Genomic DNA, 18,935 nt, shown 5'->3' on the forward strand with positions numbered 1-18,935 from the left:
GGCGTCAAAACGCTGACCCCTTGGAGAGCCGATCATGACCACGCCGAATTTCGTCATCCTCTATGTCGACCAGCCGCTGGAGAGCGGCGCCTTCTACAGCGCGCTGCTGGGGCGCGAGCCGGTCGAAAGCGCGCCGACCTTCGTGCTGTTCGTGCTCGACAACGGCTTCAAGCTTGGCCTGTGGTCGCGGCATACGGTGGAGCCGGCCGCGAGCGCGGCCGGTGGCGGCGGCGAGATCGTCTTTGCGCTGGAGGCGCCCGAGGCGGTCGACGCAACCCATGCCGACTGGTCCGGACGCGGCCTGAAGATCCTGCAGACGCCGACCGACCTGGATTTCGGCCGCACCTTCGTTGCGCTCGATCCCGACAATCACCGCCTGCGTGTCTACTGGCTGTCGGACGGGCAACAGGCCAATGGGGAACAGAAATGAACGCGTATTGGATCGCCGTGGCGTCGGCGCAACATGTCCGGCGCGGCCGAAAGGACGGCTTCATGCAGGTCAATCACGGCAAGGCGGCACCGCTGCGCCGCATCAAGCCCGGTGATGGCATCGCCTATTATTCGCCGACCACAATTTTGGGCGAAAAGGACGGCCTGCAGACTTTCACGGCAATCGGCACGGTGGGGGAGGGCGAACCCTATCAGGGCGAAATGGGCGCCGGCTTCACGCCGTTCCGGCGCGATGTCGAGTGGATGGCGGCTGAAGAAGCACCGATCAAGCCGCTGCTCGACCGGCTGGACTTCACCGCCGGCAAGTCGAACTGGGGCTATCAGCTTCGCTTTGGCCTGTTTCCGGTCAGCGCGGCCGATTTCGCCCTGATCGCCGAGGCGATGGGCGCCAAAATGGCTGCAACCGAGAGCTAGGCCTTCAGCGCGTTATAAACGGCAATGCCGGCGGCAAGGTCCTCAAGTGCTGCGCCGACCGACTTGAACAGCGTGATCTCGGTGGAACTTTGGCGGCCCTGTTTCTCGCCGCGCGCCAGTTCGTGCAGGTCGGCGACGATGGCGTCCGGCTTCAGCAGGCCCGACGCAAGCGGGATGACGATGTCGCCGGCCTCCTTGGTGGCGCCGGCGCGGGTGTCGACATAGACGCGGGCGCGCCGGATCGCATCGTCGTCGCTTTCGCGCATGGTCGGCGTGAAACCACCAACCATGTCGACATGGGCGCCTGGCTTCAGCAGCGCGCCCTTGATCAGCGGCTTGGTGGCGATCGTTGCCGAGGAGATGATGTCGGCCTCGCCAAGTTCGGCATCGAGATCACTTGCAGCACTTGCGGCGAAGCCATCGGCGCGCAGATCGGTCGCGACCTTCTCGGCATTGGCCAACGTCCGGTTCCAGATGCGGATGGTCTTGATCGGCCGCACGGCCGAATGCGCCTTGGCGAGAAAGGGTGACAGCGCACCGGCGCCGATCACCAGCAGCCTGGAGGCGTCCTCGCGTGCCAGATAGGAAGCCGCCAGCGCCGAGGCGCAGGCCGTGCGCCACTGGGTCAGGCGCTGGCCGTCGATCAGGGCTTCCGGTTCGCCGGTGGCACCATCGAGCAGGAGATAGAGCCCCATCACCGCCGGCTTGCCGATGGCATTGTTGTCGGGCGAGACGGTGACGATCTTGACGCCGATATGACCACCGGCCGAGGTGCCGGCGGCGTTGAAATCGGTCCAGGCTGGCATCAGCAGCAAAGTCGAAGCCGCGCCATCCGGCCGCTCCACGGGGTGATGGTGTCTTACCGGCTGAACCGCGCCGTCGCGAAAGGCGGCGCGCAGTGTCTCGACCAGTCCGGGAAAGGTCAGCGCATGATCGACCTCGGCAGCCGAAATGGTCAGCATGAAAGGCTCCGTGGAACGAAAGCCGCCGGCCGGCGGCTCAACTGGTCGGCTTCGGCAATGCCGATCCTTGGGCCGACCCTTGGGCTGATCCCTGGGGTGCTGACGGCGCGCGGCCGACCGCCTGGCGCAGGTTTTCCGCCTCGACGCCGCGCTGGCGCGCCAGCTTGCGGTAGCGGCCCTGCTTGACCCAGGTCGCCAGGCTGCCGACGATCATGCCGATGGCAAGCGCCAGGAACAGGAAAATGAACAGCGGCAAGGTGAGCGTCAGCTTCGGATTGCCGGGGTTGAATGGGTCCAGCGTGAAGGCGACGAGTTCGCGGTTGGCGACGGCGAGCGCGATCAGGATGATCGCCAGGGGCACGAAGACCACGATGAGCATGAAACGATTGAGCATTGTGTTTTCCGTCGGAAGCCGGCGCTGAAGCCGCGCCTACTTGCCGCCGTTCAGCCTTTCGCGCAGTTCCTTGCCGGTCTTGAAGAACGGCACCCATTTCTCCTCGACCTCGACGGATTCGCCGGTACGCGGGTTGCGGCCGGTGCGGGCGGGGCGATTTTTCACCGAAAAAGCACCGAAGCCGCGCAGCTCGACCCGGTTGCCTTCGGCAAGGGCGTCGGTGATCTCGTCGAAGATCGCGCCGACAATGTTTTCGACGTCGCGCAGGAAAAGATGCGGATTGCGCGTGGCAATAATCTGCACAAGTTCGGACTTGATCATCAGACGGGTCCCCGTGAAAGCAGTTCGGTCAAAATTATGAGGATGATTTTATTGGCTTTTTCAGCTATCCCAAACCGCGCTCAAGGGTGCCAGACGGAAACGAGGCCGTCAAGAAACAAGCGGTCGGCGCCAAGTTCGTGGATGACATCGCTGCTGGAGTCCGGCAGGCCGAGTGCACTGCCGGCCATTTTCACCATCGCTTTTGACCACAGGAAGCTGCCGCGCCGGTCCGTATCCTTCCATTCGACCACCTTGAGCTTGGCGTCGACCCCCTTGGTCGCCAGCCAGTCGACCGCCTCGGTCTCGCCGCCGACGGCGTCGATCAGCCCGTTGGCGACACCCTGGCGGCCGGTGAAGATCGACCCGTCGGCGAGCGCCAGTGCCTGTTCGTGGGTCATCTTGCGGCGTTCGGCGACGATGCCGACAAACCAGTCGTAGCTGTCGAGGATAAGCTTGCGGACCATGGCGCGCTCGTCGTCATTGGTCGGTTTGAAGGGAGACGGCGAGGCCTTGAGCGGCGAGGATTTCACCTCCTCCAGCTTGACGCCGAGCTTGTCCATCAGGCCGCTGACGTCAGGATACTGGATCAGCACGCCGATCGAGCCGACGATCGAGGTCTTGCGGGCGACGATGTGGTCGGCGGCACTTGCGATCATATAGCCTGCCGATGCGGCGAGCGTGCCGACCTCGGCCACGATAGGCTTGTCGGCGGCCACCTTGCGCACCTCCTCGTAGATCGATTCACCGCCGACAGTGGTGCCGCCGGGAGAATCGATCGCAAGGATCACGCCTTTCACCTTGGACGACTTGCGGATGTCCTCCAGCCGCTTGATGAGTTCCTCGTCCTCGGTGATCGTGCCTTCGATCCTGACCTTGGCGATATGGTCGACAGCCGAGCCGCCGAGATCGTCGCGATAGAACCAGGCCGACAGCGCAATCACCCCGAGTGCCACGATGCCGATGGCCGCAACACGCCAGAATGTCAGCTTGCGCCGCAAACGGCGGCGGTCGATCAGGTCGTCGGCTCTCAATGCCATGGTCAGCCTCACAGTCGGCGGGAAGAGACGCTTTTAGACCATGATGTCCTCATCGGGAAGCAGTTCCGTCTTGCCTATGGCGCGGCAATCCGCCCGCCGCGATCCTGGCGCTGTCAGTTTTGTGACTGGCCTGCGCAAGGGACACAAGGTAAGGGGGAGCAACGGCAGTGATGAAAAAACGGCGCAAGCGCGTCCATTTCTGCTATGAAGTGGCGGCTGTTGTGCCGACCTCGTTTTCGTTTGTACAACAACAGTTGTCACATTTTTGCGGTTTTCGTGGGCTTGTGCTTGCTTGAGGGCGCCGGCCCCCCACCTATAGGCGGTGCTCCCTGGCGGGCAGGGGTTTAGAAGAAAGCAGTCATGTTAGCGCGATCGAATGAACCGACCAACCCCGAAATGGAGTTGGCTCCCCCGGTGGATGGCTGGGAGCGGGGCGACGCATTCGACCGCGCCCAACGCCATTCGCGCCGCGTGCGGGTGCTCAAGTTCGCCGTGCCCTTGGCCGCGGCGCTGATCGCCGTCGCCTTCCCGGTCTATTCCTATCTCGCCGCACCGGTCTCCGTCGCGGTGCAGGCGGAAGGCACCGCCTTTTCCAATGGCAAGCTGGTGATGGCCAATCCCAAGCTCAACGGTTTCACCAAGCAGAAGCAGCCCTATTCGATGACGGCCCTGCGGGCGATACAGGATGTCAACACGCAAGGCATCATCGAGCTCGAAGGCATAGACGCCAAGGTGCCGGTCGGTCCGGACAATGTCGCCGCGATCAAAGCCTCGCGCGGTACCTACGATCGCGACGGCAATACGATGAAAATGACCAGCGACGTCACGATCACCACGACCGACGGCATGCGAGCCAAGTTCAAATCGGTCTTCCTCGACATGGGCAAAGGCACTATGAAGACGGATGATCCCGTCGACGTCAGCAGTGGCGGGTCACAGATCACAGCGAATTCCCTGTCGGTCCAGGACAATGGCAAGGTCCTGGTGTTCGAGAACAGGGTGCGCGTCAACATCGATCCCGCCAGTGCGAAGGCGGCTGAGGCAAAGGGCGAAGAAGCGAATGTGGCTCAATAGTTCGACACGGCTTGCGGCCGCAACTTCGGCGTTGCTCCTGCTGGGCCTTGTGCCGTCGCTGGCGCAGTCCAGCGCCACCAGTCAGGTATCAGGCCTCAAACTGTCCGGCGACAAGCCGATCCAGATCGAAAGCGACAAGCTGGAAGTCCGGCAGGCCGAAAATGTCGCCATCTTCACCGGCAATGTCACCGTCGTCCAGGGGCCGACGCTGATGAAGGCCGGCAAGATGATGGTCTATTATATCAAGGATCCCAATGCCGCGGCCAAGGGCACGGAAGCCGCGGGCGCGGCGATGACCGGCTCGGCCAACATCGACCATCTGGAGATCTCCGACAAGATCTACATCAAGTCCGATCAGCAGGTCGCGACCGGCGATCAAGGCAGCTTCGACATGAAGAGCCAGGTGCTGGTGCTTTCGGGCAAAAAGGTCGTTCTGTCGCAAAACGACAACGTCCTGGTCGGCTGCAAGCTTACCGTCCAGATGAAAAGCGGGCTGGCCCAGGTTGATCCATGCTCTGGGCAGCGTGTCCAGATGTCGATCACGCCGCCGCCGAAATCGGGAGCGACGAACCCCTGATGGCCAGCCTGTCATCGCTGACGGCGCGTCTTCCGGGACGAGCCGCGGCTAAGGTTTCGGCTCCGGCCACGATCACCGTCGACAAGGCGAAGTTCAAGGGAACCTTGATCGCCAAGGGCCTGACCAAGAGCTACAAGGGCCGCAAGGTGGTCAGTGGCGTCACGCTCGGCGTGCGTGCCGGCGAGGCCGTCGGTCTGCTCGGCCCCAACGGCGCCGGCAAGACGACCTGTTTCTACATGGTCACCGGCCTGGTGCCGGTGGATGAAGGCACGATCGAGATCGACGGCTTCGACGTCACCTCGATGCCGATGTATCGTCGCGCGCGTCTCGGCATCGGCTATCTGCCGCAGGAGGCGTCGATCTTCCGCGGCCTCAATGTCGAGCAGAATATCCGCGCCGTGCTCGAAGTGGTCGAAAAGGACCGCAAGGTGCGCGAGCGCAATCTCGACGAACTGCTCGAGGAATTCCACATCAGCCATCTGCGCAAGGCGCCATCCATGTCGCTCTCCGGCGGCGAGCGGCGGCGCCTGGAAATCGCGCGCGCGCTGGCGACGCGCCCGGCCTACATGCTGCTCGACGAGCCCTTTGCCGGCATCGATCCGATCGCTGTTGCCGATATCCAGCAGCTGGTGCGTCACCTGACCGCACGCGGCATCGGTGTCCTCATCACCGACCACAATGTGCGTGAGACGCTCGGTCTGATCGACCGTGCCTACATCATCCATGCCGGTCAGGTGCTGACCCATGGCCGCGCCGACGAGGTGGTGGCAAACCCGGATGTGCGGCGGCTTTACCTCGGCGAGGGTTTTACGCTCTGACCCGTTTTTCGCGCACAATTGCGGCCCTCAGCACACTTGGCCTGGAATTGCCTTGGGCGTGAAATTTGTTTCCTGACACGATTTTTTGCGTGTGACGGCCTGATTTTCGGCGATTTTGCCCCGAGATAACGCTCCGGTAAGCGGCTTTTGCTAGGCTTTGCCTTGACAAGCAAAAGCCGGGCCAGTTTCTATGGTCGGCCGCGAAATTCATTTCCGGTAAGTCCGGACGCGCAGAGGAGGCGTTTGAAACCGAACCATGGCGTTGGCGGCGAAACTACAGCTTCGACAGTCGCAGTCGCTGGTGATGACGCCGCAGCTGATGCAGTCGATTCGGCTGCTGCAGTTCACCCATGTCGAACTCGAGCACTTCATCGACGAGGAAATCGAGCGCAACCCGCTTCTGGAACGCGCCGAGCCGCAGGATGACGCCGCGAGCGACCAGGCGCAGAAGATCGATGCGGAGCCGCAAGTGGCCGTCGAGGGCGACTGGTTCGAGAACGAGGCGGGATGGAGCGCCGAGGCGATCTCGGAAAAACTCGATACGTCGCTGGAAAACCTGTTTCCCGATGATCCCGGCACCAGCGAGCGGCTCGGGCCCGACCTGACGGCGCAATGGAAATCGGCTTCCGGCAATGGCGGCGGCTCCTCGTCCGAGGGGCTCGACGCCGGCGATATGGCGGCGGGCGCCATCACCTTGCGCGACCATGTCGGCGAGCAGGTCGCACTCGCCTTCGCCGATCCCGCGGCGCGGCTGATTGCCGGAGAACTCGCCGATGGCCTGGACGAGACAGGCTATGTCAGGGCCGATCTCGCCGAGATTGCCGCGCGCCTGGGCACTGATGCCGAGAGCGTGGCCAAGGTGCTGGCGGTGTGCCAGACCTTCGAGCCGGCTGGCCTGTTCGCCCGCGACCTTGCCGAATGCCTGTCGCTGCAGCTTGCGGTGCGCGACCGTCTCGACCCGGCGATGAAGGCCCTGGTCGCCAATCTCGAGCTTCTGGCGCGGCGCGATTTCCAGGCGCTGAAGCGGATCTGCGGCGTTGACGAAGAGGACCTGCTCGACATGCTGGCCGAGATTCGGGCGCTCGACCCGCGCCCGGGGATGGCATTTTCGGGCGGCGCCAGCGACGCCATCGTCGCCGATGTCGAGGTGCGTGCGGCCAATGACGGCAGTTGGACCGTCGAACTCAATGCCGAAACGCTGCCGCGCGTGCTGGTTGACCACATCTATTTCGCCCAGGTCTCGCCGCACGCGAAGAACCAGGCGGAAAAGGATTTCCTGGCTGAATGCCTGCAAAACGCCAACTGGCTGACGCGCAGCCTCGACCAGCGGGCAAAGACGATCCTCAAAGTGGCCTCGGAAATCGTGCGCCAGCAGGATGCCTTCCTGGTTCATGGCGTGCGCCAGCTGAAGCCGCTCAATTTGCGCACGGTGGCCGACGCCATCGGCATGCACGAATCGACCGTCAGCCGCGTCACCGCCAACAAATACATGCTGACCCCGCGCGGCGTGTTCGAACTGCGCTATTTCTTCACCGCCTCGATCGCCGCATCGGGTGGCGGCGACGCGCATTCCTCGGAAGCGGTGCGTGACCGCATCAAGCAGCTGATCGACGAGGAGAAGCCCGTCGATGTGCTTTCGGACGACGCGATCGTCGACATGCTCAAGGAGAGCGGCGTCGATATTGCCCGGCGCACGGTCGCCAAGTACCGGGAAGGCATGAATATTCCGTCTTCCGTGCAGCGCCGGCGCGAGAAGCGGGCGCTCGCCAGCGCGGGGCGTTAAAGCAATTCCAGGAAAAGTGTGAAGCGGTTTTGCCGGGAAAAACGCATAGCGTTTTCCCTTGGGAATTGCATCAAACAAAGAATTCCCGATTTTCCACAGCTTTCGAGCTTCATTGACAAGCCGCGGGGAAGTGGCTAGAAGCCCGCCCGCATGAGACGGGCCCGATGCCCGCTAGCGGATGGTCCGTCACGACAATGGCCTCGGGACGGTCAAAAAGGCGGCTTGTGATCAACCGGAAAGTTCGGATTTAAATCGGCGCGAGTGACGCCGCAAAGCTTGTGCGCACGGATCACGAGTATAAACTCGGGCCAGTTTGAAGCCTGAGCAAGGAAGGTCAGTTTTCAGATGAATCTGCGCATATCGGGAAAACACATGGATATCGGCGATGCGTTCCGCACACGCATCAACGATCGTGTCGGCGAAGCGATCGGGAAATATTTCGATCGCGGTTTTGCGGGACACGTCACCGTCATCAAATCGGGTTCACGCTATTCGGCCGATTGCATGATCCGGCTGGATTCCGGCGCCTCGCTGCAGGCCACGGGCGATGCCCAGGATCCGACGCTCGCCTTCGAGGCCGCGGCCGATCGGCTGGAGACCCGGCTTCGGCGCTACAAGCGCCGTCTCAAATCGCACAATTCGGGCAATGGCAATGGCGATTTGACCGACATCGCCTATACGGTGATGGCGCCGCTCGCCGATGACGACGAGGAGATCCCGGAGGATTTCGCGCCGGCCATCGTCGCCGAATCAACCATGACGCTGAAGACCATGTCGGTGGCCTCGGCGGTCATCGAGCTCGATACCAAGGACAGTCCGGTGTTCGTTTTCCGCAACGCCGGAACCGATCATCTCAATATCGTCTATCGCCGGCCCGACGGAAACATCGGCTGGATCGACCCGTCCACGACCAAGGTCGCACAGGGATAAAAGCCAGCCGCACGAGGGGTGAGGACTGGTGACGGCAGGCGAACAAGGGATTTTCAAGCATGGATCTGAGCGATCTTATCAGCGTTCCGGCGATTTTGCCGGCGTTGAAGGCGAACTCCAAGAAGCAGCTTCTGCAATTGCTGTCCGAACGGGCCGCGGGGATTTCGGGCATTCCGGAGAGGGAAGTGTTCGACACCATCCTGCAGCGTGAGCGGCTGGGTTCGACCGGCGTCGGCAACGGCATCGCCATTCCGCATGGCAAGCTCGCCGGCGTGAAGCGCATCGCCGGTGTCTTCGCCCGGCTGGAAACGCCGGTCGATTTCGAGTCGCTGGATGACCAGCCTGTCGATCTGGTGTTTCTGCTGCTGGCGCCGGAAGGGGCTGGCGCCGATCACCTCAAGGCGCTGTCACGCATCGCGCGGGTGCTGCGCGACGCCGACACGGTGGCCAAGATCAGGGGGACGCGCGACGCCACGGCGATCCACGCGCTGTTGTCGGACACGCAGGCCTCGCACGCCGCCTGAAGCCAATTTTGGATGAATTCGCCAAGGGCCGCCGCGAGCGGCCCTTTTTCGTTTCAGCAACCGGTCGCTTTAGTGAATCGCGACGGTGGTCAGGTCGTTTTCCATGGCGCCGGCCAGTGCACGATCACGCGCGTCGGAAAGCAGGATCGGCTGGCCGTTTGCGGCAAACAGGGCCCACAGCTCCATGCCGGGCGCGATTTCGCCGATGTTGGGGAAGCGGCCGAGCAGGTCGTCGCTCGAGACCTTGCGCAGATAAGCGACCGAGCCTTCGCCCAGATGAGCGAATTCGCCGTTGGTCATGGTGACAGTTTCAGTTCTGGTCATTTCAAGCCTCCTTGGCGCGAGGACGCCGCCCTTTCCTGGGCAATAGGCCATCCCGCATGAGAGCCATCGGTAAAGATCAGTCTTTCACCGATATGTTTATTTTCCGTACCAGCCGTTCCGACTCCGGCCGATCGAGGTCGATCGACAAAAGGCCGTTCTTCAGCTCCGCCGCGATAACCCGCATGCCGTCGGCCAGCACGAAACAGCGCTGGAACTGGCGCGCGGCGATACCGCGATGAAGGAATTCGCGCTCGGTGTCGTCGGTCTGACGGCCGCGCACGACCAGCTGGTTTTCCTCCGTTGTCACATCGAGATCGCTTTCGGCGAAACCGGCGACGGCGAGCGTGATGCGCAGCCTTTCGGCTTTGCCGTCAGTCCCGCTGAGGCGCTCGATGTTGTACGGAGGATAGCTGTCACCGGATTTCGCCAGGCGCTCCAAGGTCTTTTCCATGGCGTCGAAACCAAGGAGAAGCGGGCTGGAGAAAGGCGTCATTCGGCTCATGTTACACTGTCCTCTCAAGAGCGACATAAACTGGAAAAACCCAGATGGCATTTTTCCCGATGCTCTTGATATGGTCCGCCCCGCGACCAAGTTCAAGCCACCAGAAGACCCGCCCAAAAAGACCAGGCCTTGGACTCACAGGAATAATCGACATGGCGCTTGAAACGACGCGCGGATGCAAGGAGAAGCGCCAAGGTCGTCCTTCAGGCGTGCTCTCGATCCGGTGAGCTCACAGCCAGCCAAACAAGGAATTGAAATGCCCCAACCACGCAAGATCATCATCGACACCGATCCCGGCCAGGACGATGCCGTCGCCATTCTGTTGGCACTCGGCAGCAACGAACTGGAGATCGTCGGCATCACCGCCGTTGCCGGCAACGTGCCGTTGATGCTCACCGAAAAGAATGCCCGCAAGATCTGCGAACTCGCCGGCCGGCCGGAGATCAAGGTCTATGCCGGTGCGATCCGTCCGCTTGCGCGCACACTGGTCACCGCCGAGGAAGTGCATGGCAAGACCGGCCTCAATGGACCGCAGCTGCCGGAACCGACGATGAAATTGCAGGAGCAGTATGCCGTCGACTTCATCGTCGAGACGCTGATGAAGGAGGAGAGCGGCACCATCACGCTCTGCCCGCTCGGGCCGCTGACCAACATCGCGCTGGCGCTGATCCGCGAACCGCGCATCGCCCCGCGCATCAAGGAAATCGTGCTGATGGGCGGCGGTTTCTTCGAAGGCGGTAACGTTACGCCCGCGGCCGAATTCAACATCTATGTCGATCCGCAGGCGGCCGATCTGGTGTTCAAGTCCGGCATCCCGATCGTGATGATGCCGCTCGACGTCACCCACAAGGCGCTGACGACGACCAAGCGCACACAGGCCTTCCGCAAGCTCGGCACCAAGGTCGGTATCGCGACCGCCGAGATGCTGGAATTCTTCGAACGTTACGATGAGGGCAAGTACGGCACCGACGGCGGGCCGCTGCACGACCCCTGCGTCATCGCCTATCTGCTGAAGCCGGAGCTGTTCAAGGGCCGCAACTGCAATGTCAGCGTGGAGACCGCCTCGGAACTGACCATGGGCATGACCGTGATCGACTGGTGGGGCGTGACCAAGCGTCCGAAGAACGCCATGGTGATGCGCGACATCGACCACGACGGCTTCTTCGCACTGCTGTTGGAGAGGCTGGGGCGGCTGTAACACCTCCACCCTCGATGCAAATGGTTAGCCCAGAGCATAGAGCTTTTGGGCATGTCTCACTCGGGAAACCGGTAGAAGACGGCGCCATTGTCGCGCGTGACGCGTTCGATGCTCGCATCTGACCCAATCAGATGCGAGCGGTCGTCGTCGATGAGCACGTACGAGCCATCATTGAGAGCAAGCACATAGCGGATGTACTTACCGTCTCTCCATTGGGCACTTTTAATCGTTGCATCGATGGCACCAACTGACCGGATCGGGCTTGCGTCGTTGGCCCATTGGTTTGCCGCCAACATGAGCATAATAGCAAACGCACCGATGAAAAGGATCACGCTAGGCGCGTTCCTCTTCAAACCATCCCAAGTCCAAAAGACAGACATGAATCCCCCGATGCAGATTCATGTGGTGGTGGGCGAGCACGGTTTCAATCGGTTGCCATTCCAGGGCGCTGCAACTCTTTGCGGCGCCCGCCTAGCGGCCGCCTTTACTTCGATCTTGAAAACGCCAGCCACAGGCCGCCGCCGACCAGGAAGCTGCCGCTGATCCTGGACATGAGCTTGATGCGGCTGGCCGACAGCAGGCGTCCGGCGCGGCTGGCGGCGAGCGCATAGCTCGAATCCGACAGGGCGGCGAAGATCATGGCGGTCAGGCCCATGACGACGATCTGCAGCGTGTAATTGCCCTGCGGCGCGATGAACTGTGGAAAGAAGGCGCCAAAGAACACCAGCGTCTTGGGGTTGCTCAGCGCCACCACCAGGCCCTGCAGGAAGAAGCCGCCGCGCGGCTTCCTCGCGGTGCCGTCGGCGTTCAGCGTGCCCTTGGAGCGGAACATCTGCACGCCCATCCAGATCAGGTAGGCGGCGCCGATCAGCCGCACCCATTCGAACCAGTGGCCCATGCCCGCGATCAGCGTGTTGAGGCCGATGCCGACGATGGCGATCATGATGGCAAGCCCGGCCTGCGTGCCGGCGACATTGGCAAGGCCGGCGCGGGCGCCGTGGCGGATGCTGTTGGCGATGATCAGCGTGACCGTCGGGCCGGGCACCAGGATGATGACGATGCAGGCAAGGACATAGGCGGCGTAGAGTTCGAGCGACATGATTTTTCCCTTGGAATGCTGTCGATCCAGCAGGCGACAATCAATGCATGGCGACAGGCTCCGCGCAAGCCATGCGCGAAGCGCCGGGCCGCTACACGCGCGTCAGGCGCCGGCTTGCCAGGGCAGCGTCGCCTCATAAGCTGCGGCCGCCCTCAGCACGGCGAGGTCGCCGCGCGGCCGGCCGATCAGCTGCATGCCCATTGGCCGGCCCTTGTCGTCGAAGCCGACCGGCACGTTGACCGCCGGGCAGCCGCCCAGCGTGGCAAAGGCGGAAACCTGCATCCAGCGGTGATAGGTGTCCATAGGCCGTCCGGCGACCTCGCTTGGCCAGTGCGTGCCGATCTCGAAGGGGAAGACCTGCGCGGTCGGCAGCGCGATCAGATCGAAGCGGTCGAAGATCGACAGCAGCGTGCGATGCCAGGAGGTACGGATCACCGAGGCGGCGCGGATCTGCGGCGCCGTCAGCCGCATCGCGTTCTCGATTTCCCAGATGGCTTCCGGCTTCAGCAGGCCGCGCCTGGAAGGGTCGTCGTAATGGACCTTGAGCGCGCAGCCGCTGCTGGCCTGGCGCAGCGTCACGAAGGCCTGCCACAGCGCTTCGAAATCGAAATCCGGCAGCAAGGGCTCGGTCAGGAAGGATGCATCGGCAAATCGGTTCAGCGCGGACTCGCACAGATCGAGGATGCCCGGTTCGACCGGCAGATGGCCGCCGAGGTCGCGGAGCCAGGCGATGCGGCCGCCGGTCGATGCCGTTGCGAGCCCTTCGAGAAAGGAGCCCGGTTTCTCATAGGACAATGGTGCTTGCGGGTGGTAGCCCGCCTGGACGTCGAGCAGCAGCGCCATGTCGGCGACGTTGCGGCCCATCGGCCCTTCGACGCCCATTTGCGCATGAAAGACCTCGAAGTCCGGCCCGCCGGGCACAAGCCCCTGCGACGGGCGAAAACCGTAGACATTGTTCCAGCCCGCGGGATTGCGCAGCGAGCCGCCGAAGTCGCTGCCGTCGGCGACAGGCACCATGTCGAGCGCCAGGGCCACCGCCGCACCGCCGCTAGAGCCGCCGGCGGTGAGCGCCGGATCGAAGGCGTTCAGCGTCGCCCCGAAGACATTGTTGTAGGTGTTCGATCCCAACCCGAATTCGGGAACATTGGTCTTGCCGATGATGATGGCGCCGGCGTCGCGGATGCGCTCGACGAAGAAATCGTCTTCCTGCGGCACGAAATCGGCGAAGATCGGCGAGCCGAAGGAAGTCCTGAGGCCGGTGGTCGAGGCGAGATCCTTGATGGCGATCGGCAGGCCGAAGAGTGTACCGGTTTCGCCTCCCCGTCTGCTATCGGCTGCATCGGCCTCGCGCAGGATGTCGCCGCGGTCGCGCAACGAGACAATGGCATTGACCAGCGGATTGACCGCCTCGATGCGATCGAGGAAGGCGGTCACCACCTCGCGCACGGACAGCTTCTGGCGGCGGATCGCATCGGCAAGCTCGATGGCCGACAGGCGGCAGATATCGCCGACCGGCGGCACGGCATGTTTCGTCTGGGGACGCATCATCTCAGCTGGCTTCCTGCAAGGCCTGGTCGACATCCCTGGCCAGCGGGATCGCCGGCTGGGCACCCGGCTTGAGGCATGCGAGCGAGCCTGCCGCACCGGCGCGCGCCAGCGCCTTGTCGAGCGCTAGGCCGGACGACAGGCCGGCAGCGAAGTAGCCGCAGAAGGTGTCGCCGGCGCCGACCGTGTCGACAGGCGTGATCTTCATGGCCGCAACGGTCAGGAAATCGCTCGGCGTCGCCGCCATGACGCCATCGCCGCCGAGCGTGACGACGATGGTGCGGCCGGTTTTCGCGGCGAAGTCGCGCATGCGCGCCGCGCGGTCGCGGCCGCTCAGCGCCAGCGCCTCGCCATAGAGGTCGAACTCGGTCTCGTTGGCGACGGCATAATCGGCCTTGCCGAGGAAAGCCGCCGCATCGCCCTGGAAAGGAGCCGTGTTGAGCACGGTGATGGCGCCGGCCGCCCGCGCCTGGTCGAGCGCGGCATCGACGGTCGCCAGCGGGATCTCGTGCTGGAGCAGAACGACGTCGCCCTTTTTCAGGAAGGCCTTGGAAAGGTCGCCGGGCACCACGGAGGCATTGGCGCCGGGAACCACGGCGATGATATTCTCGCCGTCATCACCGACCATGATCAGCGCCGTGCCGGTCGAGGCAAAGGTTTCCCCCACGCCCGACAGGTCGACCTTGGCCTCGCGCAGCAATGCCAGCGCCTCGCCGGCGAAACTGTCCCTGCCGACGGCGCCGACCATGCGCACGGGGACACCGGCGCGTGCGGCGGCCAGCGCCTGGTTGGCGCCCTTGCCGCCGGGCGCCGTGGCGAAACCGGAGCCGCTCACCGTTTCGCCGGGGGTCGGCAAGCGGTCGACTTTGGCGATTAGGTCGAGGTTGATCGAGCCGATGACGACTATCAAGAAAGTGCCTCCCTGCCAGCGCTGGCCGGAAATCAGGATCGACTTTCGGAAAGCACGATGTGGATCGAAGATCCACAATGTGGATCGAGATGGCGGGGTGCGCCGATGCATCACTGTGGCTGCACCGGCACCCCGATTGCGCGGGAAGCTAGCGCGTCATGCGATGACTTGCCAGACCATGTGGATACCAAAAAGCGATTTGTCGCCTCACTCGCAGCGCACGGTGACCGTGCCCTGATAGCTGCCGGCGGGAAAGATGCCGCTCGACTTGGTGGCGGTGAGATCGACCTGGATAGTGTGGGTGCCGTTGACGACGCGCTGCGGCACGCTTCCAGAGGTGTCGACGCCGGTGCCGTCGAGGCGGTAGACGGTGCTGAAGTTGACATTGGTGCCGCCGCCGCTTGGCGCCGACGAGAACGATGCGGGCGCCGGTGCGGAAACGGAATAACAATCGAGCAGGTTGAGCAATGTACAAAGCAGCGAGCTGGCGGTGATGGTGGCGTCCGCGCTCGATCCGCCGGCCTGCTTGGAGCCGAACACGTTAAGGCCGGGATTTGCCTTCATCGTTCCCGACGCCCCGACCATGATGGTGCAGGTGCCGATGATTGCCGCCGGCGCAGGCTGGCAGAAGCCGGCAAGTGCGGCCATCGCAAGCAGCGTGCGGCTATTTCTTCTTCCTCTTTTTCTTGCCATCGCCATCTCCGGTCCTGATGCTCCAGCCTTCGTTGGCCCACCCGGGTGACGCGGCCGCGGTAGCGGGAGCGCTGGCGGCCACGCTTCCCGTCGGGCCGTCTCCGCCGAGGCCCATCTTGAGCAGTTTCAGCTCCAGTTGCAGGCGCTGGACCTCAAGTTCGTACAACCGGCTGCAGTCGAGACGCGTCGGTGTACGCCCGATCGGGATCACCACCCGGCCATAGGTGGCGACGCCATTGTCCGTCTGGTTGTTGCCTCTGATAACGCCGAGATCCATATAGGCACCGGAACCGGAAACGGCGGAACGGCAAGTGGTGCCGTCCGCGGCATGGACCTCGTCCTGGCCCTGGGGCAAGGTGACACCGGGCAAATTGAAGCCGTTCTCGTTCTGGTTGAGATTGTAGATCTGGTCCTGGGCCTGGGTTGGAACGGTGCTTGTCACAGCAACCGCGACTGCCAGCGTCAGGACTTGCGGTGCCCAAAAAACTTTCCGCATATCTGTGCCCTTATCTGCGTCTGTTGATTGGGGAAGGGGATGCTTTCGGTACAGATACGCACTTTACGCTCGGCGGCGCCGCCGAAAGGCACGACCACAAGGACAGGACGGGAAGCCTGGGACCCCAGTTGGAAGGCACTCGGCGAGATCCTGGCGTCCACCGGCTGAAAATCCTGATCGTAGACGTGGATTTCGACCTTGATCTTCTGGTCGTATGGATTGGCCGGGTATACGCGGACCGCGAAGACGTCGGTGAAACTGTTGACCTCGCCGCGCATCGGCGACATCGATTGGGCTGCCGCGGCAACAGGGATCAGGCCGACGGCCAGCGCCGTCGCCAGAGTTCGAAAAAGTGTCAAGGATGCCTCCCTTCCCGGGCGCTACTCGCAGCGCAGCGTTACCGTTGCCTGATAGTTTCCGTTGGCGAAGCGGTTGCTGCCGCCCTTGGTGCCGGCGAGATGGACCGAGACAAGGTCGGCGCCGGGCGTGCTGATGGCGGTCGCCGAGCCGGTCTCGACGATGGAGTGCGTACCGGCGGAAGAATAGGTCGGGGTCCAGGTGGTCGATGTCGTGTCGGCTGACGGCACCGTCGTGGTGGTAACCGGATCGACGCTCAACGACACGCCGCCGGTCGTCGTCAGCGTGACGGTTCCGGCCGAGCCGCCGCTGTTGTGGGAGCTGAGCGACTGGAGATCGGGACTGACCGTCATCGTGCCATTGGTGGCAATGACAAGCGTGCAGGTCGGGGAGATCGTGCCATTGAAAATGACATTTTGCGTCGTTGCCAATGCGGGCTGGTCCAGACATGCGACCAGAAAGGCTGCACCGAAGGCGGTGCGAAACAACTTCATCGAGACCTCCTATTAAGTCGGATCGCCCGAATTAATATGGGTCATGATCGCTTTATCGTGGTTAATTTAGCGTAAACTTAAATAATTCGCGGCAATAATGACCATGAACAAACCGATGGTTGTCCCCGGTTGTATCCAGAAATTCCGATGAGAAATCGCACTAATACTTTATGGTGCGACTATTCATATATTTCTTGGATCGAAATTGAAAAATCGACATTTTACGGCGACACCTGGCCCGCCTCCCAGCCCAGGATGGCGCGCTTGCGGGTCAGGCCCCAATGATAGCCGGTGAGGTCGCCGGACTTGCCGATGGCGCGGTGGCAAGGCACCACGAAGGAGAGCGGGTTGGCGCCATTGGCGGCGCCGACGGCGCGGCTGGCGCTTGGAGCGCCGATGCTGGCTGCGATCGAGGAATAGGTGCGGGCCTTGCCCATCGGGATCTGCAGCAGGGCCTCCCAGACGCGGACCTGGAAGTCGGTGCCGATCATGACGACATGCAGCGGCTGATCGGGACGCCACAATGTCGGATCGAAGATGCGCGCGGCATAAGGACCAGTCGCGGCCATGTCCTCGACATAGATGGCGTTCGGCCAGCGGCTGGACATGTCGGCGAACGACGCACGTTCCTCGCCCGGGTCGCTGAAGGCGAGACCGGCAAGGCCACGGTCGGTGGCCATGATCAGGGCGGTGCCGAAAGGTGAGGCATGGTAGCCGTAGCGGATGGTGAGGCCGGCGCCGCGTGTCTTGTAATCACCCGGCGACATCGCCTCATGGGTGACGAACAGGTCGTGCAGCCGGCCGGGACCGGACATGCCCAGTTCGAACGAGGTTTCGAGCAGCGGCATGCCGGAATCGAGCAGCCGGCGCGCATGGTCGAGCGTCACCGCCTGCAGGAACGCCTTGGGCGACAGGCCGGCCCAGCGGGTGAATAGTTTTTGCAGGCCGGTCGGCGTCTCGCCGACCTCTTCCGCGAGCTCCTCGAGCGAAGGCTGGTCGCGGTAGTCGAGGCTGATCTTCTCGATGGCGCGCCGCACGATCTCGTAGTCGCTGCCTTGCGGTGTGATGTCCTTCTTGAGGACGGCCGTCTGTGTGCTCATCGAACTGTCTCCTTGGCCAGGAATATCGCCCCTTGGGGCGCCGATCGCCACCCGAAACTTGCTTTCTTGCCGCGCATGCCCAGATAGACTCGGGTTTCGTGCCCAGGAGTCGCTCATGGCCGGCGAGAAAGTGCATCTGACCGGGGCAAAGGAAACCTTGCTGATGACGCTCTACGGCAAGGCGCTGGAGAGCCGGCTGCCCCATTCGCTGCTTGGGGATCATTTCGCCGACGAGGCGGTGCGCAAGATCGATTACGATTTTTCCAGGCTCAAGGTCGACGAGAATCTCGGCATCGGCCTGGCGATCCGGGCCAAGACACTGGACGTTCGCGTCGAGGAATTTCTGGCCAGAAATCCCGGCGCCATCGTGCTGCATCTCGGTTGCGGGCTCGATACGCGCATCTTCCGCGTCGATCCGCCAGCGGGCGTGGACTGGTTCGATGTCGACTATCCCCAGGTCATTGAGCTCAGGCGCAGGCTCTACCCGTCCCGCGACCATTACCATCTCATCGCTTCGTCGGTGACCGAGCCCGGCTGGCTGGCCGACGTGCCCCGCAACCGCCCGGCCATCGTGGTGGCGGAGGGGCTGACGCCCTATCTTCCCGCCGACGAAGGGTTGCGCCTGGTTTCGCGGCTGGTCTCACATCTTGCCGGCGGCGAATTGATGTTCGACGCCTACAGCCGTTTCGGCCTGACGCTGCTTCGCCTCAATCCGACCATCAAGGCGACAGGCGCCGAAGTTCACTGGGCGATCGATGATCCGCACGAACTGGAACTGGCGGTTCCCAAGCTGCGGTTCGTCGAGGATATCTCCGCTTACAAACCCGAACACGCCGCCCGCATGGGCTGGTCCGCCAAACTGTTCGTTAGGCTGTGGAAACACATTCCGGCGCTGCGCAAGGTCGGCAGGCTCTTGCGCTATCGCTTTTGAGC

25 protein-coding genes are annotated in these 18,935 nt (G+C 63.0%); 10 read left to right on the forward strand and 15 right to left on the reverse strand.

Going from position 1 to position 18,935, the window contains the following annotated elements:
* The first annotated feature begins 34 nt into the window (after positions 1 to 34).
* Together JN279_RS10385 and JN279_RS10390 are read left to right on the forward strand one after the other, a co-directional pair.
* Positions 35 to 430, forward strand: coding sequence for a VOC family protein (locus JN279_RS10385; protein ID WP_202352689.1), 396 nt, complete (start codon positions 35 to 37; stop codon positions 428 to 430).
* Positions 427 to 864 (forward strand): EVE domain-containing protein, encoded by a 438-nt coding sequence (locus tag JN279_RS10390; RefSeq protein ID WP_202352690.1) that lies wholly within the window; start codon positions 427 to 429, stop codon positions 862 to 864. Before JN279_RS10385 ends, JN279_RS10390 begins: the two co-directional genes overlap by 4 nt.
* Here JN279_RS10390 and JN279_RS10395 read toward each other — a convergent pair.
* The 4 genes from JN279_RS10395 to sppA form a co-directional block, all read right to left on the reverse strand.
* Positions 861 to 1,826, reverse strand: coding sequence for an ornithine cyclodeaminase family protein (locus tag JN279_RS10395; RefSeq protein ID WP_096450232.1), 966 nt, complete (start codon positions 1,824 to 1,826; stop codon positions 861 to 863). The two genes, JN279_RS10390 and JN279_RS10395, sit on opposite strands and share 4 nt — an antisense overlap.
* 37 nt (positions 1,827 to 1,863) lie before the next feature.
* Positions 1,864 to 2,220: a DUF1049 domain-containing protein gene (locus JN279_RS10400; protein ID WP_096450230.1), complete on the reverse strand. Its 357-nt coding sequence runs from the start codon at positions 2,218 to 2,220 to the stop codon at positions 1,864 to 1,866.
* Between the two features lie 36 nt (positions 2,221 to 2,256).
* Positions 2,257 to 2,541, reverse strand: a complete 285-nt coding sequence (locus tag JN279_RS10405) for an integration host factor subunit beta (protein WP_006200394.1) — start codon at positions 2,539 to 2,541, stop codon at positions 2,257 to 2,259.
* Positions 2,542 to 2,621: 80 nt separating this feature from the next.
* Positions 2,622 to 3,578, reverse strand: a complete 957-nt coding sequence (gene sppA / locus JN279_RS10410; protein ID WP_202352691.1) for a signal peptide peptidase SppA — start codon at positions 3,576 to 3,578, stop codon at positions 2,622 to 2,624.
* Between the two features lie 360 nt (positions 3,579 to 3,938).
* On the opposite strand from sppA, the gene lptC reads away from it, so the two are divergent.
* From lptC to ptsN, 6 genes are all read left to right on the forward strand, one after another.
* On the forward strand, positions 3,939 to 4,652 hold the full coding sequence (gene lptC, locus JN279_RS10415) for an LPS export ABC transporter periplasmic protein LptC (RefSeq protein ID WP_202352692.1): 714 nt from the start codon (positions 3,939 to 3,941) through the stop codon (positions 4,650 to 4,652).
* Positions 4,639 to 5,229 carry an LptA/OstA family protein gene (locus tag JN279_RS10420; protein WP_096450226.1) on the forward strand — a complete coding sequence of 197 codons (591 nt, stop codon included), beginning with the start codon at positions 4,639 to 4,641 and terminating at the stop codon, positions 5,227 to 5,229. Before lptC ends, JN279_RS10420 begins: the two co-directional genes overlap by 14 nt.
* A complete protein-coding gene (gene lptB, locus JN279_RS10425) occupies positions 5,229 to 6,047 on the forward strand; it encodes an LPS export ABC transporter ATP-binding protein (protein WP_019861197.1) in 819 nt (272 codons plus the stop codon). Before JN279_RS10420 ends, lptB begins: the two co-directional genes overlap by 1 nt.
* A 256-nt stretch (positions 6,048 to 6,303) precedes the next feature.
* Complete coding sequence (gene rpoN / locus JN279_RS10430) at positions 6,304 to 7,830, forward strand: RNA polymerase factor sigma-54 (RefSeq protein WP_202352693.1); 1,527 nt, start codon at positions 6,304 to 6,306, stop codon at positions 7,828 to 7,830.
* A 345-nt stretch (positions 7,831 to 8,175) separates the two neighbouring features.
* A complete protein-coding gene (gene hpf, locus JN279_RS10435; RefSeq protein WP_010911487.1) occupies positions 8,176 to 8,760 on the forward strand; it encodes a ribosome hibernation-promoting factor, HPF/YfiA family in 585 nt (194 codons plus the stop codon).
* 59 nt (positions 8,761 to 8,819) lie between these two features.
* Positions 8,820 to 9,284, forward strand: a complete 465-nt coding sequence (gene ptsN, locus JN279_RS10440; protein ID WP_095199512.1) for a PTS IIA-like nitrogen regulatory protein PtsN — start codon at positions 8,820 to 8,822, stop codon at positions 9,282 to 9,284.
* 69 nt (positions 9,285 to 9,353) lie between these two features.
* Here the strand turns inward: ptsN and JN279_RS10445 are convergent, their stop codons facing one another.
* Positions 9,354 to 9,608 (reverse strand): BQ00720 family protein, encoded by a 255-nt coding sequence (locus JN279_RS10445; RefSeq protein ID WP_096450222.1) that lies wholly within the window; start codon positions 9,606 to 9,608, stop codon positions 9,354 to 9,356.
* Positions 9,609 to 9,684: 76 nt separating this feature from the next.
* The gene (locus JN279_RS10450) at positions 9,685 to 10,110 is read right to left on the reverse strand and encodes an Hsp20 family protein (protein ID WP_096450220.1); all 426 of its coding nucleotides are present in this window, start codon (positions 10,108 to 10,110) and stop codon (positions 9,685 to 9,687) included.
* Between the two features lie 256 nt (positions 10,111 to 10,366).
* On the opposite strand from JN279_RS10450, the gene JN279_RS10455 reads away from it, so the two are divergent.
* Positions 10,367 to 11,308 carry a nucleoside hydrolase gene (locus JN279_RS10455; RefSeq protein WP_202352694.1) on the forward strand — a complete coding sequence of 314 codons (942 nt, stop codon included), beginning with the start codon at positions 10,367 to 10,369 and terminating at the stop codon, positions 11,306 to 11,308.
* 56 nt (positions 11,309 to 11,364) lie between these two features.
* Here JN279_RS10455 and JN279_RS10460 read toward each other — a convergent pair whose 3' ends face one another.
* The 9 genes from JN279_RS10460 to JN279_RS10500 all read right to left on the reverse strand — a co-directional run bounded on the left by JN279_RS10460 (position 11,365) and on the right by JN279_RS10500 (position 18,002).
* Positions 11,365 to 11,640: a hypothetical protein gene (locus tag JN279_RS10460; protein ID WP_244734514.1), complete on the reverse strand. Its 276-nt coding sequence runs from the start codon at positions 11,638 to 11,640 to the stop codon at positions 11,365 to 11,367.
* A 152-nt stretch (positions 11,641 to 11,792) separates the two neighbouring features.
* On the reverse strand, positions 11,793 to 12,407 hold the full coding sequence (locus JN279_RS10465; protein WP_202352695.1) for a LysE family translocator: 615 nt from the start codon (positions 12,405 to 12,407) through the stop codon (positions 11,793 to 11,795).
* A 102-nt stretch (positions 12,408 to 12,509) separates the two neighbouring features.
* Positions 12,510 to 13,955, reverse strand: coding sequence for an amidase (locus JN279_RS10470; protein ID WP_202352696.1), 1,446 nt, complete (start codon positions 13,953 to 13,955; stop codon positions 12,510 to 12,512).
* Position 13,956: 1 nt separating this feature from the next.
* Entirely contained in the window at positions 13,957 to 14,862 is a 906-nt protein-coding gene (locus JN279_RS10475; protein ID WP_096450210.1) for a ribokinase, read from the reverse strand.
* 207 nt (positions 14,863 to 15,069) lie between these two features.
* Complete coding sequence (locus JN279_RS10480) at positions 15,070 to 15,555, reverse strand: hypothetical protein (protein ID WP_202352697.1); 486 nt, start codon at positions 15,553 to 15,555, stop codon at positions 15,070 to 15,072.
* Positions 15,527 to 16,051: a hypothetical protein gene (locus tag JN279_RS10485; protein WP_096450206.1), complete on the reverse strand. Its 525-nt coding sequence runs from the start codon at positions 16,049 to 16,051 to the stop codon at positions 15,527 to 15,529. The genes JN279_RS10480 and JN279_RS10485 overlap by 29 nt, the downstream gene beginning before the upstream one ends.
* Complete coding sequence (locus tag JN279_RS10490) at positions 16,018 to 16,410, reverse strand: hypothetical protein (RefSeq protein WP_096450204.1); 393 nt, start codon at positions 16,408 to 16,410, stop codon at positions 16,018 to 16,020. Before JN279_RS10490 ends, JN279_RS10485 begins: the two co-directional genes overlap by 34 nt.
* 21 nt (positions 16,411 to 16,431) lie before the next feature.
* Positions 16,432 to 16,902, reverse strand: a complete 471-nt coding sequence (locus tag JN279_RS10495; protein ID WP_202352698.1) for a hypothetical protein — start codon at positions 16,900 to 16,902, stop codon at positions 16,432 to 16,434.
* Positions 16,903 to 17,123: 221 nt separating this feature from the next.
* On the reverse strand, positions 17,124 to 18,002 hold the full coding sequence (locus JN279_RS10500) for a methylated-DNA--[protein]-cysteine S-methyltransferase (RefSeq protein ID WP_202352699.1): 879 nt from the start codon (positions 18,000 to 18,002) through the stop codon (positions 17,124 to 17,126).
* 115 nt (positions 18,003 to 18,117) lie between these two features.
* On the opposite strand from JN279_RS10500, the gene JN279_RS10505 reads away from it, so the two are divergent.
* The gene (locus JN279_RS10505; RefSeq protein WP_202352700.1) at positions 18,118 to 18,933 is read left to right on the forward strand and encodes a class I SAM-dependent methyltransferase; all 816 of its coding nucleotides are present in this window, start codon (positions 18,118 to 18,120) and stop codon (positions 18,931 to 18,933) included.
* The last annotated feature ends 2 nt before the right edge of the window (positions 18,934 to 18,935 follow it).

Source organism: Mesorhizobium sp. 113-1-2, from assembly GCF_016756475.1.
GTDB classification, from domain to species: domain Bacteria; phylum Pseudomonadota; class Alphaproteobacteria; order Rhizobiales; family Rhizobiaceae; genus Mesorhizobium; species Mesorhizobium loti_C.